General features: G+C 70.4%; 11 protein-coding genes. 2 read left to right on the top strand and 9 right to left on the bottom strand.

Annotation, left to right across the window (positions count from 1 at the left end; genetic code table 11):
• Positions 1-59 precede the first annotated feature (59 nt).
• A complete protein-coding gene (locus OG883_RS10690; protein WP_266538212.1) occupies positions 60-1,517 on the bottom strand; it encodes an MFS transporter in 1,458 nt (485 codons plus the stop codon).
• A 256-nt stretch (positions 1,518-1,773) separates the two neighbouring features.
• Here OG883_RS10690 and OG883_RS10685 point away from each other — a divergent pair, with 256 nt between their 5' ends.
• Together OG883_RS10685 and OG883_RS10680 are read left to right on the top strand one after the other, a co-directional pair.
• Entirely contained in the window at positions 1,774-2,520 is a 747-nt protein-coding gene (locus OG883_RS10685) for a GntR family transcriptional regulator (RefSeq protein ID WP_266538209.1), read from the top strand.
• Between the two features lie 77 nt (positions 2,521-2,597).
• Entirely contained in the window at positions 2,598-3,665 is a 1,068-nt protein-coding gene (locus tag OG883_RS10680; protein WP_266538207.1) for an adenosine deaminase, read from the top strand.
• Between the two features lie 160 nt (positions 3,666-3,825).
• Here OG883_RS10680 and OG883_RS10675 read toward each other — a convergent pair whose 3' ends face one another.
• The 8 genes from OG883_RS10675 to OG883_RS10640 all read right to left on the bottom strand — a co-directional run bounded on the left by OG883_RS10675 (position 3,826) and on the right by OG883_RS10640 (position 15,782).
• Complete coding sequence (locus OG883_RS10675; RefSeq protein WP_266541403.1) at positions 3,826-4,782, bottom strand: LD-carboxypeptidase; 957 nt, start codon at positions 4,780-4,782, stop codon at positions 3,826-3,828.
• A gap of 29 nt (positions 4,783-4,811) precedes the next feature.
• The gene (locus tag OG883_RS10670; RefSeq protein WP_266538204.1) at positions 4,812-6,824 is read right to left on the bottom strand and encodes a prolyl oligopeptidase family serine peptidase; all 2,013 of its coding nucleotides are present in this window, start codon (positions 6,822-6,824) and stop codon (positions 4,812-4,814) included.
• A 12-nt stretch (positions 6,825-6,836) separates the two neighbouring features.
• The gene (locus OG883_RS10665) at positions 6,837-8,171 is read right to left on the bottom strand and encodes a M20/M25/M40 family metallo-hydrolase (protein WP_266538202.1); all 1,335 of its coding nucleotides are present in this window, start codon (positions 8,169-8,171) and stop codon (positions 6,837-6,839) included.
• Positions 8,164-8,997 (bottom strand): M55 family metallopeptidase, encoded by an 834-nt coding sequence (locus tag OG883_RS10660; RefSeq protein ID WP_266538200.1) that lies wholly within the window; start codon positions 8,995-8,997, stop codon positions 8,164-8,166. Before OG883_RS10660 ends, OG883_RS10665 begins: the two co-directional genes overlap by 8 nt.
• A gap of 75 nt (positions 8,998-9,072) precedes the next feature.
• Positions 9,073-9,798, bottom strand: a complete 726-nt coding sequence (locus OG883_RS10655; RefSeq protein WP_266538197.1) for a class I SAM-dependent methyltransferase — start codon at positions 9,796-9,798, stop codon at positions 9,073-9,075.
• A gap of 205 nt (positions 9,799-10,003) precedes the next feature.
• Positions 10,004-12,412: a SpoIIE family protein phosphatase gene (locus OG883_RS10650; RefSeq protein ID WP_266538194.1), complete on the bottom strand. Its 2,409-nt coding sequence runs from the start codon at positions 12,410-12,412 to the stop codon at positions 10,004-10,006.
• Between the two features lie 145 nt (positions 12,413-12,557).
• Positions 12,558-14,987 (bottom strand): MFS transporter, encoded by a 2,430-nt coding sequence (locus tag OG883_RS10645; RefSeq protein ID WP_266538191.1) that lies wholly within the window; start codon positions 14,985-14,987, stop codon positions 12,558-12,560.
• Positions 14,988-15,338: 351 nt separating this feature from the next.
• Positions 15,339-15,782: an SRPBCC family protein gene (locus OG883_RS10640; RefSeq protein WP_266538188.1), complete on the bottom strand. Its 444-nt coding sequence runs from the start codon at positions 15,780-15,782 to the stop codon at positions 15,339-15,341.
• Positions 15,783-15,790: the final 8 nt, after the last annotated feature.

The following is a 15,790-nucleotide window of genomic DNA, read 5'->3' as shown; positions in this document are numbered from 1 at the left end:
TGCCGTACGGGTGAGGGGGTGTGGGCCGTCAGTGAGCCGGCCGCCGCCCGATCGTGCCGTCAGTGGTGGGCGAGCACCAACTGCGGCTCTTCGTCCGCCGCGGCCGTCTCGGGGTCGGGCCGCTGGATCAGCAGCGAGCTGAGGACACCGATCGCCAGCAGTGCAAGCGCCGCGTACATGGCGTGCTGATAGCCGGCCTCGGTGGGACCCTGCGCATCGCTGCCCGCCGTGATCATGGCCGAGGCGATCGCGATGCCCAGCGAGGCACCGATACCGAAGCACGCGCCATTGAGACCGGAGAGCGAGCCGGGCTTGTCCTTGGGGGCGGTGGTGACGGCGAGACCGTTGAGGCCGGTGAGCATGAAGCCGCCGTAGGTCACACCGAGCGCGGCCAGTGAGGCCACCAGGATCCACTCGTTGTGCAGGAAGAACGTGGCGAAGACGAAGATCGCGAAGTTGGCAGCGGCTCCGGCGACCACGACCGTACGCCAGCCGATCTTCGGGCCGAGCCGGCCCGTCAGCGGCGCCGAGATCACGCCGATCAGCTGGATCGGGGTGAGGAAGAGGACGGCGGCGGTGACGGCGGACAGGCCGAGGCCGACGCGGGCGTCCTGGGAGAAGAGCGGAATGGTCAGCGCGATCGCGCCGAAGGCGCCGCCGAGCGTGCAGACCGTGGTGATGAGCAGCGGCCAGGCACGGCGGGAGGCGAGCACCTCGATGTCGATGACCGGGTTGGCGGCACTCTTCTGCGAGAGGACGAACAGGACCAGTGCGGCGACGCCGCCGAGCAGGAAGCCGAGGGTGAGCGGCGAGGCCCAGCCCCAGCTCGCGCCCTGGGCGAGGCCGACGAGGACGCCGGTGAGCCCGATGGAGAGGGCGGCGATCCCGCGCGAGTCGAAACGGGCGTCGGCGGTGGTGGGCGGGACGTCGGGGACGTACTTCCGTACGCCGATGAGGCCCACGACCGCGATGAGGGTGGAGCAGACGAAGATGCCGCGGAACCCGATGGTGTCGGCGATCTGGCCGCCGGCGATGGCGTCGACACCGGCGAGGCCGCCGTTGACGGCGGTGATGATGCCCGCGGCCTTGCCGAAGCCTGCCGGGGTCAGCAGCTGGTTCAGGGTGAGGAAGGCGAGCGTGAACATCGCCGCGGACATGCCCTGGAGGATGCGGCCCGCGATGAAGATCTCGATGTTCGGGGCGAAGACACAGAGCAGATTGCCGGCGATCAGGACGAACGCGCAGACCACCATCATCGGCTTGCGGCCGCGCTGGTCGCTGAGGCGGGCCAGGGTGACCTGGCCGATGGCGGCCATCAGGAAGAACAGTGTCTGGGAGAGACCGGCGGCCGCGGTGGTGGTGCCGAGGCGCTCGATGACATCGGGCAGCGCGGGGCTGAGCATGGTGGCGTTGATCTGGTAGCCGAGTACGGCCAGCACCATGGCCAGCAGCATGCCGCCGCGACCCGCCAGGTCGGATTCGGTCCCGGAACGCGTCCGGCCGAGCGTGGGTGACATGTCGGCCCCTTTGCCTTGGATGTCATGTGCCTTGGATGTGATGCCGCGATGGGAACAGCACGCACGCACCGGCCTTGTCAGACAAGTACGCTCAGACAGAGTGGGATCTACGGGCGTAGAACGTCAAGGCCTTCCTGCTGTGAATTGCGGAGCGATGGCAGAGCAGCAGAAAATCGCAGCTCATCCGGTATCCGGTGGCCATTGCCCCGCCACGAGGGTTCGCATAGCTTGCTGACAAGTGAGCCGAGGAGGATCAGTGGCAGTCAGCGGACAGCAGCGGAGGCCGGTCGTCGTCCTGTACGAGCGGATCGCGGACGCCATCCACGAGGGCACCTACCCGCCCGGCTCCACCCTGCCGTCCGAGCCCCGGCTCGCGGCCGAGCTGGGGGTCAGCCGCCCCGCCCTGCGCGAGGCCCTGCTGCTGCTCCAGGAGGACGGGCTGCTGTCCGTACGCCGCGGAGTCGGCCGGACCGTCAACGACCGCCCGCCGCGGCGCGGTTACGAGCACATCCAGCCGCTGGAGGAACTCCTCTCCCCCGGCTCCCCGCTCCGGGTGCGGCCCCTGCTGCGCGCCGTGGAGGAGCCCACCGACTTCACCACCCAGCATCTGCTCGCGCCCGCCGGGGCGGAGCTGCGGTTCTGGGAGTCCCTGCTGGCAGGGGACGGTACGGCTGCGGCACTCAGCCAGGAGTGGGCAGCCGCCGAGGAGGTGCTGGAGCAGTTTCATCCGGCCTTCGCCGCGGCGCTGCGAGCCGCCCCCACCCCGGCCACCTCGATGCTCGCGGTGCTGGCCGCGGCCTCGCGAGGAGTGACGCTGACCGCCCACAGCGGTGTGACCGCGACGCTGCTCGGGCAGCGGCGCGGCGAGCAGCTGGGCCGGCCGGCCGACACTCCTGCGGTGCTGGTCACGCAGGTGGTACGGGTCGACGACACCCCGATCCTGGCGGCGAAGCACATGCTGCCCACGGGCGCGCCCGCCATGCCCGTACTCCAGTCGAACTGACTGCCGCGAGGCACGCGCGGGAGCAAGAGACGACCGTCACGGCACGGCACACCCACGGTGCCGTACACTCCTCCGCCATGCACTTGTCTGACATCCTCCGCGCCCCCAAGGCCGTCCTCCACGACCACCTGGACGGCGGTCTGCGCCCCGCCACGATCATCGAGCTGGCCCGGGAGTGCGGCTACACCGCGCTGCCGACCGAGGACCCGGCTGCGCTCGCCACCTGGTTCCGCGACGCCGCGGACTCCGGCTCGCTGGAGCGCTATCTGGAGACGTTCGCCCACACCTGCGCGGTGATGCAGACCCGCGGCGCGCTGGAGCGGATCGCGGCGGAGTGCGCCGAGGACCTGGCGGCGGACGGCGTCGTCTACGCGGAGGTGCGGTACGCCCCCGAGCAGCATCAGGAGCGCGGCCTGACCCTCGACGAGGTCGTCGACGCGGTCAACGCCGGATTCCGGCAGGGCGAGCTCCGCAGCGGCGGCAGGATCACCGTACGCGCGCTGCTCACCGGCATGCGCCACACCGCACGCTCCCTGGAAATAGCCGAGCTGACCGTCGCGCACCGCGAGCGCGGGGTGGCCGGCTTCGACATCGCGGGCGGCGAGATCGGCAACCCGCCGGCCCGTCATCTGCCCGCCTTCCAGCATCTGAAGCGGCACAACTGCCACTTCACGATCCACGCGGGCGAGGCCGTCGGCGCCGAGTCGATCCACGAGGCGGTGCAGATCTGCGGCGCCGAGCGCATCGGTCACGGCGTACGCATCACCGACGACATCACGGTGCACGACGACGGCTCGGCGGACCTGGGCCACCTTGCGTCGTACATCCGCGACAACCGCATCGCCCTGGAGGTCTGCCCGACCTCCAACCTCCAGACGGGTGCCGCGAAGGACTACGCCACCCACCCCATCGACCTGCTGCGCCGCCTCGGCTTCCGGATCACGCTCAACACGGACAACCGCTTGGTCTCCGGCACCACCATGAGCCAGGAGTTCCAGCACATGGTGGATGCGTTCGGCTACGGTCCGGAGGTCTTCGAGGAGTTCACGGTCGCCGCGGTCGAGTCGGCGTTCCTGCCGCTGCCGGAGCGCCGCCGCCTGATCGACGAGGTGATCCGGCCGGGGTACGCGGCGCTCGGCCGCTGACCGGACGACCGTGCCCGGCGGCTGATCTGCGGAGTTCAGCCGCCGGGGGTGGATGCGCCCCCTCATGGGGCCGTGATGCCATCGAACCGATCAGTTCACCCTGCCTTTGACGACGGGCACTTCGAGGGTTCTGGTTTCTCGGGCGGGCTGGTGACGGGCGTCAGATCAGGGCGGGCTCGTCGAGTGTCAGTGTGCGGGCGTCCGCGTCCAGCACCGCGGGCACACCGAACGGCATCGTCAGCGCGGTCGTACCGTGTCCGAACCCGAACTCCTCGACGACCGGAACACCGAGCCCGCCCAGCCGGTCCTGCAGCACCGCGCGTACCTGTTCGTAGGGACCGCACTCCGCCCAGGAGCCGAGCGCGACACCCGCAACGCCCTCCAGCCAGCCGGAGCGCAGCAGCTGGGTAAGGATCCGGTCGAGACGGTAGTCCTCCTCCCCCACGTCCTCGATCAGCAGCAGACCGCCGCGGGCCGAGCGACGGGCGTGCGGGGTGCCGAGGTCGGCGGCGAGCAGGCTGACACAGCCGCCGAGCGTGATGCCCCTGGCCCGGCCGGGGACCATCGTGCGGGCCGTCTCCAGACCCAGGGTCCGTACCGACTCGGGCGCGAAAAGAGTGTCCCGCAGCGACTCCTGGGTGCGCTCGTCCGTGAGGAAGGTCAGCGCGCCGACCATCGGGCCGTGCAGCGTGGCCAGTCCCATCCGGGCGGCGAACGCCTCATGGAGGGTGGTTATGTCGCTGTAGCCGACAAAGACCTTCGGACCGGCTGCGCGTATCGCGGACCAGTCGAGCAGATCGACCATCCGCAGCGCGCCGTACCCGCCGCGGGCACAGAACACCGCGGAGACCGACGGATCGCACCAGGCCTGGGTCAGTTCGCGGGCGCGGGCCTCGTCCGACCCGGCGAGGTACCAGAACTCCGGGTGCCGGTCCCGGACATGAGGCATGACGACGGGGTCCAGGTCCCAGCCGCGCAGGATGGCCAGACCCGGTGCGAGACGGTCCTCGGGGACCGGTCCGCTGGGCGCCACGACGGCGACCCTGGCCCCGGGCCTCAGTCGTGCGGGGCGGGTCAGGGGCCGGGGGTCCGGCCCGCGGCGAGGCCGGTGCCGGATCCGGCGCCCCCCGGGAAGAGACGGCGGGGTCACTTCTTGAGCTCCAGCAGGGGGATGTCGGGACGCGGAATGCCGAAGGCCTGGGCGTAGAGGGAGAGTTCGGCCTCGAGCACCCGGATCAGGGTGTCTGCCTTGCGGAAGCCGTGCCCCTCCCCGTCGAAGGCGATGTACGCGTGCGCGATGCCGCGCCCCGCCGTCCGGGCCAGGAACCGCTCGCACTGCACGGGCGGACAGACCACATCGTCGAGTCCTTGCAGCAGCAGGAACGGCGCGGTGATCCGGTCTACGTGTTGCAGCGGCGAGCGCTCGCGGTAGCGCGCGGGGACTTCGGCGATCGGTCCGATCAGCGACTCCAGATACGGCGACTCGAAGTCATGAGTCTCGTCGGTGGCCCAGCCCACCAGGTCGAGAACCGGGTAGAGGATGGTGCCGCAGGCGTAGACATCGGTGGTGGCGAGGGAAACGGCAGTGGTATAGCCGCCCGCACTGGCGCCGCGGATGGCGAGCCGCGCCGGATCAGCCGTGCCCTCGGCTGCCAGTGTCTCGGCGACGGCCGCGCAGTCCTCGACGTCGACGACTCCCCACTGCTCCCTCAGCCGGTTGCGGTACTCCCTGCCGTAGCCGGTGGAGCCGCCGTAGTTGACCTCGGCGACGCCGATGCCTCGCGAGGTGAAGTAGGCGATCTCCAGGTCCAGGACGAGCGGGGCACGGTCGGTGGGGCCGCCGTGCGCCCAGACCACGAAGGGCGGCAGTTCGTCGTCGGGCGCGATCCGGTCCGGGCTGTGGGGCGGGTAGATATGGGCGTGGATCTCGCGGTTGTCGGGGCCGGTGAAGGTACGGATCTGGGGCTCGGGGTAATACGCCGGGTCAACCGGGTCGTCGTGCGCCGAGCCGATCACCCGGGTCCGCCCGGTGCAGGTGTCCAGCTCCACCACCTCGTACGCGCTGCGCGGGCTGGCCGCGACCCCGATCACCCGGTCGCCGTGCACGGCGAGGGTGGCCGCCCACTCGGTCCACGGTCCCGCGGCGTCCACGAGCTCACCAGTCTCCGGGTCCAGTATCCCCAGTGCGGTGGTCCCCTTGCCGTGGATGACGGCGATCAGCCCGTTGTCCAGGGGGTGGAACCACTGGAGGCCGATTTTCCACAACGATCCGCCGAACTCCTCCCCGCGGCCGGGGCAGAGGCTGGTGCCCGGTACGACACCGGGCGCGAGTGCGTCCAGCCGGATGCGCTGCGGCTCCCACCAGTTGCCGAGGTCGGAGACGAAGAGCAGGGATCCGTCCGGGGCCCATTCGACCTGGGCGACCGACTCGTCCGTCCCCCCGGCCACCGGCCGCGCCGCGGTGAACAGTCCCTCCCGGGTCACCTCGCCGAGCATCACCACCGTGCCGTCCCAGGGCATCTGCGGATGGTCCCAGGCGATCCAGGCGGCGTGCCGCCCGTCCGGCGAGAGCCGAGGCCCGGTGACGAAGCGGTGCCGGTCGTCGCAGAGTTCGCGCACCGCACCGCGGTCCTCGGCCGCCGAGCCGTCCAGCGGCACGGCCGCGATCACCCGGCGTACGTCCGTGGGTGCCTGGCCGGTGAACTCCTCGAGCACGCACCAGACTTCGCCGCTACTGCCCCGGTCGAGGTGGATCTGCGGGTCGACCCAGCGCAGACCGCCACCGAGGGCCGACACCGGGGTGAGCGGCCGGGGCGCGGCCTCGGGCACGTCCGGCTCGTAGACGTACAGCCGCTGGTCGGGGAAGTGGACGAAGACGACGAGCGGGGTGCCCTCGGCGCGCCGGGCCCCGGCCCAGGGCCGGCCGCCGTACTCGATGACCCTGCTGCGTACGTTCCACGGGGCGGGCAGCACCGATTCCTCGCCACCGTCGGCCCGTCTGCGCACCAGGGCCCTTCGACCGCCCTCGGTGGGGCGTGGCACGGTCCACCACACCTCGTCGCCGACGATGCCGACATACTCCGGGCGCCCGTCGTGCCCGGCGGCGAGCGCCGCGTCGATCGGTGATGGCCAGGTTCCGTAGGCCCCCGTGGGTACCATGCCCAATTCCCCCTATGCGGACTGCAAATAGTGGTCGAGGACCTTGACGCCGAAGTGCAGCGCCTCGATCGGAACGCGTTCGTCAACCCCGTGGAACAAGGCTTGGTAGTCGAAGCCGATGGGCAGCTTCAGCGGCGAGAAGCCGTAGCCGGTGATGCCGAGGCGCGAGAACTGTTTGGCGTCCGTGCCGCCCGACATGCAGTACGGGACGACATGCCCGTCGGGGTCGAAGCGCTCCACCGCGGCGCGCATCTTGGCGTACGTCGGGGAGTCGACGGGTGCCTGCAGCGCCGCCTCCCTGTGGTGGAACTCCCACTCGACGTCCGGACCGGTCAGCAGATCCATGGTGGCCTGGAACTCGGCCTCGCCGCCCGGCACCATCCGCCCGTCGACATACGCGGTGGCCTGCCCCGGGATGACATTGACCTTGTAACCGGCTGCCAGCATGGTCGGGTTGGCGCTGTTGCGCAGGGTCGACTCGACCAGCGCGGCGGACGGGCCGAGCTTCGCCAGCACCTCATCGGCGTCGAAGCCGTCCTCGTGCACATCGATATCGATGCCGTGCAGCGCGGCGAGCTCGCTCAGCGCCGCGCTCACGGTCGGTGTGAGCCGCACCGGCCACTCGTGCTCGCCGATCCGGGAGATGGCTGCGGCCAGCCGGCTCACCGCATTGGCGCGGTTGACCTTGGAGCCGTGGCCGGCTCTGCCCTGCGCGGTGAGCTTGAGCCAGCCCGTGCCGCGCTCTCCTGCCGCGATCGGATAGAGCGCCATCCCCGGCCCGGCGTGGAAGGTGAAGGCCCCGGATTCGCTGATTCCTTCCGTACACCCCTCGAAGAGAGACGGGTGGTGGTCGGCGAGGAAGCCGGAGCCGTCGATGGCGCTCGCCTCCTCGTCGGCGGTGTACGCGATCACGATGTCGCGCCGGGGCCTGATGCCGGCCCGCGCCCATGCCCGTACGACCGCAAGGACCATCGCGTCCATGTTCTTCATGTCGATCGCCCCGCGGCCCCACACCACCCCGTCGCGGATCTCCCCGGAGAAGGGGTGCACGGACCAGTCGGCGGGCTCGGCGGGCACCACGTCCAGATGGCCGTGGACGAGCAGGGCTTCGGCGGACGGGTCGGTGCCCTCGATGCGCGTGACGACATTGGTGCGCCCGGGGGTGCGCTCCAGCAGGGCCGGTTCGAGTCCGGCGCCGGCCAGCCGCTCGGCCACATACTCCGCGGCCGGCCGCTCGGTGCAGTCGCCTCCCCCGCGATTGGTGGTGTCGATACGGATCAGCTCGGAGGTGAAGGTCACCACCTCGTCGAGTGCCCGACCGTCGATGGGGGTCGTCACGTCAGCCATACTGCTCCTCCACCGCCGCAGAGACGATCGTTGTGACCGCTTTGAACGTACGAATGCCCTCATACATCGTCTCGCTGGTGTACGCGACACGCCGTTCACCGCTGGGCGCGGCTCCCGGTACGACGGTGGCGGCGGCAGCCAGATGCTCCGCGTCGAACTCCAGCTCCACGGTGAACGGTCCGCCCCGCACCGGCTCGTGCCGCACGGCGAGGGCCGTGGCCTCCTTCGCGGCGGCGCGGATGTCGGAGGCGGTACGGGCCGGAGTGCGGCACACCGCCGCGTACCGCGAGACATGGTCCTTCACCGCGATCTTGCGGGCCTCGGGCGCATACCCCAGGGCGTCCTCGCAGGTCAGGTCGTCACCGGTGACCAGCACCACCGGGACCCCGTACTCCGCGACGACATGCGCGTTGAGCAGGCCCTCACTCGCCCGCTCGCCGTTCAGCCACACCCCGGTGATGGAGTTGGCGAGATAGGTGTGGGCGAGCACGCCCTCTGTGCCTGCCCCCGTGTGGTACCCGACGAAGGCGATGCCGTCCACGTCGCCGTGCTGCACGCCCTCCACCATGGAGAGCGACTTGTGTCTGCCCGTGAGCATCTGGACCCGCTCGTCCAGTCGCTCCAGCAGCAGATTACGCATGCTCCAGTGCGCCTCATTGATGAGCACCTCATCGGCGCCGCCGTCGAAGAAGCCGAGCGCGGCTGCGTTCACATCGGAGGTGAACATGGACCGGCAGCGCTCCCACTGGGGAGTGCCGGGCAGCACGTCGGCCGGCCAGGTCACTCCGGTGGCGCCTTCCATGTCGGCGCTGATGAGGATCTTCATGCCAGGAAACCGTACGCGTCGCCCGGCGGGCGGGCCAGCCCTGTGGATAACTACCCGCGGGCCGGGCCGTCTGCGTCACCCGTTCCGGCCTACGACCAGCCATTTCGAGGGCAGCTCGATCCGCGAGCCGTCCGGCATGTACTCCGTTGTGGTCAGCGGAAGTTCGCCGCTCGCGAATACCGCAAGCCCGGCCTCCCGGAAGAATTCCGCCACATCCGAATCCGCCACGGCTCCCGGCACTATGCCATGACGGAGCACCGGCTGAAGCTTGGGCGGCGGCCCCTCCGGTCGGTTGGCCAGGCCCATCAGCTGCTGTCCGGCGGCTTCCGCCAGCTCCACCACGAAGGCCCGTCCCCGCTCCCCCACCAGCGTCGCGACCGAGTCGGCCAGCGCCTGCCTGTCCTGCGGGTCGCACTGGTGGAGCACCCCGCGCAGATAGACATTGGCGTCGCCGAGCTCGGCGTGCAGCTCGGTCACCAGCTGCCCGTCCACCGCGTCGGTCTCCCGGAACCGTGCCCCGCCCCGTCCGTCCTTGTGCCGGGCAAGCTCTATCGCGGCGGCCGACAGGTCCACCCCCAGCACATGCGGGAAGCGGTCGGCGAGGAAGAGGGTCTGGGTGCCGTTGCCGCAGCCCAGATCCACCAGGGTGAGGTCGGGGTCCGTCACATGCGGTTCGTAGAGCGCGAGATGTACTCCCGAGGTGAGCGCCGGTTCCGCATCCCACAGGACCTCCCCCGGTGCGTCGGATGCCTCGCTCCAGAAGCCTTCCCAGGCTTCCTTGTACCGACTCGTCACGCTCATGACCGGCTCCCCAGGGATATGACACGACGTCAAGGCCGGTCTACCGCGCCCGGCTTGTGCCGACAAGCGCCCGGCGCATTCCTTCACGTAGCGTTTGACCCTCGAGCACGCCGTCTCACCGCCCTACCGGCGCGCGGGCGCAGGACAAGGAAGGACAGGACACACGAGAACAGGGCGCGACGCGGCTCAGGGCGCCTGCCCGCCCCTACGGCAGTGCCAGCTCGAACCAGACCGTCTTGCCGTCGGTCGTACGGCTGGTGCCCCACTCCCGCGCCAGGCTGCTCACCACCCGCAGTCCCCGCCCGAGCTCGTCGCCGGGGCGCACTTCGAGCAGGGTCGGCAGCGTGTGGTCCTCGTCCTCCACTTCGCACAGCAGGGAACCCGCCCGTACCAGCCGAAGCTCCGCGCGACGGCCGTGCGCATGCCGCACCGCGTTGGTGACCACTTCGCTGACCAGCAGTTCCACGGTCTCCGTCACCTCGCCCAGGCCCCAGGCCCGCAGCTGTCCACGGACCAGCCGCCGCGCCCGCGCCGCCTCGCGCGGCTCCAGCGACAGCTCCCAGGCGGCCACCGACTCGGCGTCGATGCCGTTCAACCGGGCCATCAGCAGGGCGACATCGTCCTTGCGTCCGCCACTCGTGTTCAGCGCGCGGATGATGGTGTCGCAGGCATCGTCCATGGAGGCGGCCGGGTGTGCGGCGGATTCGCACAGCGTCGCCAGACCGACGCCGATGTCCTCGCCCCGCACCTCCACCAGCCCGTCGGTGCACATGACGAGACGGTCGCCGGGCGACACGGGCACCCGGACGCTCTCGAAGGGGACCCCGCCGACTCCGATCGGCGCGCCGGTCGGCAGATCCAGCAGCTCGCTGCGCCCGTCGGCGGCGCGGACGATCACCGGCGGCACATGGCCGGCGTTCGCCATTCGCAGGTCATTGCGGATCGGGTCGTACACCGCGTACAGACAGGTCGCGAGGTAGTGCTCGCCCAGTCGCTGAGCGAGATCGTCGAGGTTGCGCAGGAGCTGTTCGGGCGGCAGGTCGAGCGCGGCCATGGTCTGTACGGCCGTACGCAACTGGCCCATCATCGCCGCGGAGTTGATTCCGTGCCCCATCACATCGCCCACCACCAGCGCGATGCGCGAGCCGGGCAGCTTGATGGCGTCGAACCAGTCGCCGCCGACCCGGCCGAGGAGGGTCCCCGGCAGATAGCGGGTGGCCGTGTCGCATCCGGCCATCGGGTTCACATCGGAGCCGACCTGCGGCAGCATCGAGTCCTGGAGGGTCTCGGCGACGCTCTCCTGGTAGGTGTACATCCGGGCGTTGTCGAGGACGAGACCCGCGCGGGCGGCCAGTTCGGCCCCGGTGACCCGGTCCATGTCGTTGAACAGGGCCCGCTCCGCGTGGCGCAGCAGAATCATGAAGCCCAGCACCACATTGCGGGCCTTGAGCGGCACGACCAGCATCGAGCGGCCGCTGATGAGCGGCCGGATGTCGCGCTTCTCGAACTGCGAGGCGATGGCGGTGCCCATCTGCTCGCTGATACGCGGCACCAGCACCGGTTCGCCGGTGGTCATGCACTGGAAGAACGGGGTGTGCACGGGGAATGGCATGGACTCGCCGACCGGCACCACATCGTCCCAGCGGCCGGGCTCGTCCACATGTTCCACGGCGACGCGGTGCCACATGGTGGTCGCGTCCGGCGGCCCGTCCGGGAAGCCCTCGCCCGCAATGACCTGCTCGCGCAGATATGTGCCCGCGACATCGGTGAAGCGCGGCACGACGGCCGCGCTGACTTCCTGGATCGTACGGGCGAGGTCGAGCGAGGAACCGATGCGTCCGCTGACCTCGTTGAGGAATTCGAGCCGCTCGCGCACCGCGGCGTATTCGAGATCCTGCTCGAGGTCCGCCGCGTGCACCGCCCGGCCCGCGGCTGCCGCCGCCTCGGCGGCCCGCTGCCGCTCCCGGCGCTCCGCGCGCCTGGGCACACCCCAGTCGGGAGTGACCGGCACCCGGTCGTGATGGCTGAACTCGAGCACCGGATACCCCAGCTCGAGAACCTGCGAGACGATCCGCGTCGACTCGTGGACACTCATGCTCGGCAGGATCTCGGGGAGCCTGCGCGCCAGCTCGTCGAAGCCGGGGAACTCGGTGTGCAGGGCGAACCCCGGCGCTACGCGCTCGACGCTCTCGTCCTCGCCCGTGAACTGCCCGGCGTCCGCGGCGAGCACCAGCAGCCGCTCGCGGCCGGGTCCGACCATGGGATACGCCCACCACAGCACATCGACCCGCTCACGGCCGGTCTCGGAGAGCCGGGCCCGGCCGGCGGCCGGGTAGGAGGTGAGACCGTTCAGCGAGGCGTCGAGTCCGGGCCCCAGGCCTCCGTAGCTGTCCATGGTGTCGTACTCGGCGTCGCCCACCAGAGCGCCGGAGACCGGGAGCAGCTCGACGGCGGACTGCCCCACGGCGTCTTCCCTGCTGGGGCCGAAGAGCCGCCGCGCACCGGTCGACCAGTGCGACACCAGGCCGTCGCCGTCCACGACGACCACGGCAAGCGGAATCCGGCCGACCACGGCGTACTGCTGTGGCGGTGCCGGCGGAAGACCACTGTCCATGAGCGGGAGGCTCCTTCCCTTCGGCCAGGATCCGCGGGCCTTGCACCACGGTACGGCCCTGCGTGCGCCGTGCGCGTGGCAACGGCGGAATAGGTCGTGCGCCCGGGTAGAACTGACGGATAGTCATCCTACGATCGGCCAGCGGTCAGTCCGCGTGCCCCAGTTGCAGATCGCGTTCGGTGCGTCCCCCGCCCGCTACCTGCAGGACGGTCGCCACCGGCGGATAGCCCGCAGCGATCACCGTGTACTCCCCCGAGGAAAGATCGACGAACCGGAAGGTGCCGTCGGGGCCCGTGGTGAGGGTGTCCACCACATTGCCCGCCGCATCGAGCAGCGTGACACGCGCGTCCTCGACCGGGCGTCCACCTCCGGCCCGTACGGTGCCCCGCAGTACCGCCCCGCCCGCCAGCTCGATGTCCTGCCTGGTCTCACGGGACGACTGCACGCTCACGGGGAGCGCGGCGGGGCGGAAGACGGGGGCGCTCGCGGCGAGCGTGTACTCCCCCGCCACCAACTCCGTCATCACATAGCCGCCTTCGCGCCCGCTGCGGGTGGTGGCCACGACGTCGCCGCGTACGTCGGTGAGGGTGACCGCCGCGTCCCGTACCGGCGTGCCGTCAGCCGTGACGACGGCTCCCGCGAGCCGCCCCGCCCCGCCGAGCACCACGTCGAGTTCGACGGGCCGCTCGCCGACGGTGACCGTGACGGCCTGCGGCTGGTGTCCGCCGGCCGCCGCGATCATGACGTACGAGCCGGAGCCGGGGACACTGAGCGCGTACCGCCCGTCCGCTCCGCTCGCACCGCGCCCGATCTGCTGTCCTTGTACGTCGATAAGGGTCAGGGCGGCGCGCGGGACGGTACTGCCGTCGTGGTGCTGGACGGTGCCGCACACGGCGACGCCGGCTGTGTACGCCGGCTGCGCCGTACGGGCGGAGGCCATGGGGGCGGGAGCCGGGGCGGGAGCCGGGATGGTGATGGTGGGTTCGGCGGCGGGGGTGTGGTGGGACACCAGCGGTTTCTCCTTGAGGAAGAAGGCGAGAAAGAGGCCGAGCACAAGTACCGGCACGAGATAGAGGAAGATCCGCGGCATCGCGTCGGCGTACGCCTGGATGTAGCCGTCACGCAGGGCGGGCGGCATCGCGTGCACCATCTGCGGAGTGATGGATTCAGGGTCGGGCAGGCTCACGCCGGCCGGGAGACGGTCGGCGAGCGCGTCGGCGAGCCGGTTGGCGAAGAGCGTGCCGAAGGCGGCGGCGCCGACGCTGCCGCCGATCTGCCGGAAGTAGTTGTTGGCGCTGGTGGCGACACCGAGGTCAGCAGGCGGCACGGCGTTCTGCACGGCAAGGATCAGCACCGGCATCACCAGTCCGATACCGACGCCGAGCACGGCCTGCCAGATGCTGAATTCGAGGCGGGGCGTGCCGGGCTGGAGCCGCGAGAGCAGGCACATGCCGGCCAGCGAGAGCGCGCTGCCGAGGATGGGATAGACCTTGTAGCGCCCGGTTCGGCTGATGCGATGCCCGGAGACGACCGACGCAACGACGACGCCGCCCACCATGGGGAGCATCAACAGGCCGGACTCTGTTGCGCCGGCGCCGTCGACCATCTGGAGGTAGGTCGGCAGATAGCTTGCCGCCCCGACGAGTGCGACGCCGATGACGGCACCCACCAGGCTGGTGATGGTGAAGATCGAGTCACGGAACAGCCGCAACGGAATGATCGGTTCGGGAACGAGGCTTTCCACGACCAGGAAGAGCAGGGTGGTTCCCGCCGCCCCGGCCGCCAGACCCAGAATGACGCGCGAGCCCCACTCGTACTCCGTACCGCCCCAACTGGTCAGCAGCACCAGGCAGGTGGATGCGGCGGCGAGGAACAGCGCGCCGAGGATGTCGAGCCGCGCCCGGGCGGCAGGCTTGGGAAGCTTCAGCACCACCGTGACCACGACCAGGGCGACCAGGCCGAAGGGGACGTTGAAGTAGAAGCACCAGCGCCAGGAGACATGGTCGGTGAAAAAGCCGCCGAGCAGCGGTCCGGCGACCGACGCGAGCCCGAAGACCGCGCCGATGAGCCCCATGAAACGGCCGCGCTCCCGGGCCGGGACGATGTCCGCGATGATCGCCTGCACGCCGATCAGGAGGCCGCCCGCGCCGATTCCCTGGAGGGCACGGAAGGCGATGAGCTGGTCCATGCTGCGCGACCAGCCGGCCAGCGCGGAGCCGATGACGAAGACGACGATCGCGAACTGGAAGACACCCTTGCGCCCGAAGAGGTCGCCGAGTTTGCCGTAGACGGGCAGCCCGATGGTGGCGGTGAGCAGATAGGCGGTGATCGCCCACGGCATCCGTTCCAGGCCCCGCAGATCGCCCACGATCCTGGGCAGGGCGGTGGCAATGATCATCTGCTCGAGCGCGGCGAGCATCAGCGCCAGCATCAGGGCGAGGAAGACGATGCGTACGCGGCGTGGGCTGAGCGCCTCGGGGGCCGGGGCCGCGGGGCCGGGGTGTGAAGGGTCCGACGGCCCCCCGTCCCCGACCGGTGCGGCCTGCCCGTGTTTCACCAGAGTGATGCCGCCCACGTATCTGCTCCCCTTACGTCACGCCTTGGCGCGTAATTCTTCGCATTACGCGCCAAGGGGGAGCAAGCCGGACGTTATGCGGGGCGGCGGCCTACGACGGGCCCAACTGGGCCTGGCAGGGGGCACGTCGGGCGCTCATCAGCGGCTTTCCCGCGACCCGTGGCACGCAAGGCGCACACGGCGCCGCGGGGAAAACCACTCGAAACGGTGAGCGTTACAGCAAATTCGGGACGGAGCTTCGGGACGGCAACTCCGAACAGCGGCTGCGGAACAGCTGCTGTTGTTCCGCGGCCGCGGGACGGCAACCTCGGAGCAGCAACGACCGAGGCAACAGGGAAGCGGCGTCGCGGGCTACTTCTCGACCTCCGTGGCGAGCTTGGCGAGCACGGCGTCGTAGATCCGCGCGAGTCCCTTGGGCGCGAAGGTCTTCTCGAAGAAGCCGCCGATGCCGCCCGCGCCGTTCCAGACGGTGGTGACGACGACCTTCGACCTGCCCTCGCCGGCCGGAGTGACGGTCCAGGTGGTGACCATCGAGGAGTTGCGGTCCTTCTCGACCAGCTGACCTTCGGTCGGCTCGCTCACCTCGAAAAGGCAGTCACGGATCCGCTTGCTGGTCGCCTGGAGTTTCCAGTGGACGAGGGTGCCCGCACCGTCGCCGCCCTCGCGGACCTCGTACTCACTGAAGTGCTCGGGCAGGAGCTTTGCGCGGGTGTTCTCGTAGTCGGCCAGCGCATCGAACACCGTCTCCGCGTCCGCAGAGATGATCCGTTCCGTGGTGGCCTCGACCTGCGCCATTCGTGTTC

Origin of the sequence: Streptomyces sp. NBC_01142 (assembly GCF_026341125.1) — a bacterium.
In the GTDB taxonomy this organism is placed as follows: domain Bacteria; phylum Actinomycetota; class Actinomycetes; order Streptomycetales; family Streptomycetaceae; genus Streptomyces.
This window is presented reverse-complemented; position numbering and strand designations above follow the sequence as displayed.

Excerpts from the sequence above, each read along its gene's own strand:
- OG883_RS10655 (WP_266538197.1), bottom strand. The coding sequence starts at position 9,798 with ATGAGCGTGACGAGTCGGTACAAGGAAGCCTGGGAAGGCTTCTGGAGC.
- OG883_RS10680 (WP_266538207.1), top strand. The coding sequence starts at position 2,598 with ATGCACTTGTCTGACATCCTCCGCGCCCCCAAGGCCGTCCTCCACGAC.
- OG883_RS10670 (WP_266538204.1), bottom strand. The coding sequence starts at position 6,824 with ATGGTACCCACGGGGGCCTACGGAACCTGGCCATCACCGATCGACGCG.
- OG883_RS10665 (WP_266538202.1), bottom strand. The coding sequence starts at position 8,171 with ATGGCTGACGTGACGACCCCCATCGACGGTCGGGCACTCGACGAGGTG.
- OG883_RS10650 (WP_266538194.1), bottom strand. The coding sequence starts at position 12,412 with ATGGACAGTGGTCTTCCGCCGGCACCGCCACAGCAGTACGCCGTGGTC.
- OG883_RS10640 (WP_266538188.1), bottom strand. The coding sequence starts at position 15,782 with ATGGCGCAGGTCGAGGCCACCACGGAACGGATCATCTCTGCGGACGCG.
- OG883_RS10690 (WP_266538212.1), bottom strand. The coding sequence starts at position 1,517 with ATGTCACCCACGCTCGGCCGGACGCGTTCCGGGACCGAATCCGACCTG.
- OG883_RS10660 (WP_266538200.1), bottom strand. The coding sequence starts at position 8,997 with ATGAAGATCCTCATCAGCGCCGACATGGAAGGCGCCACCGGAGTGACC.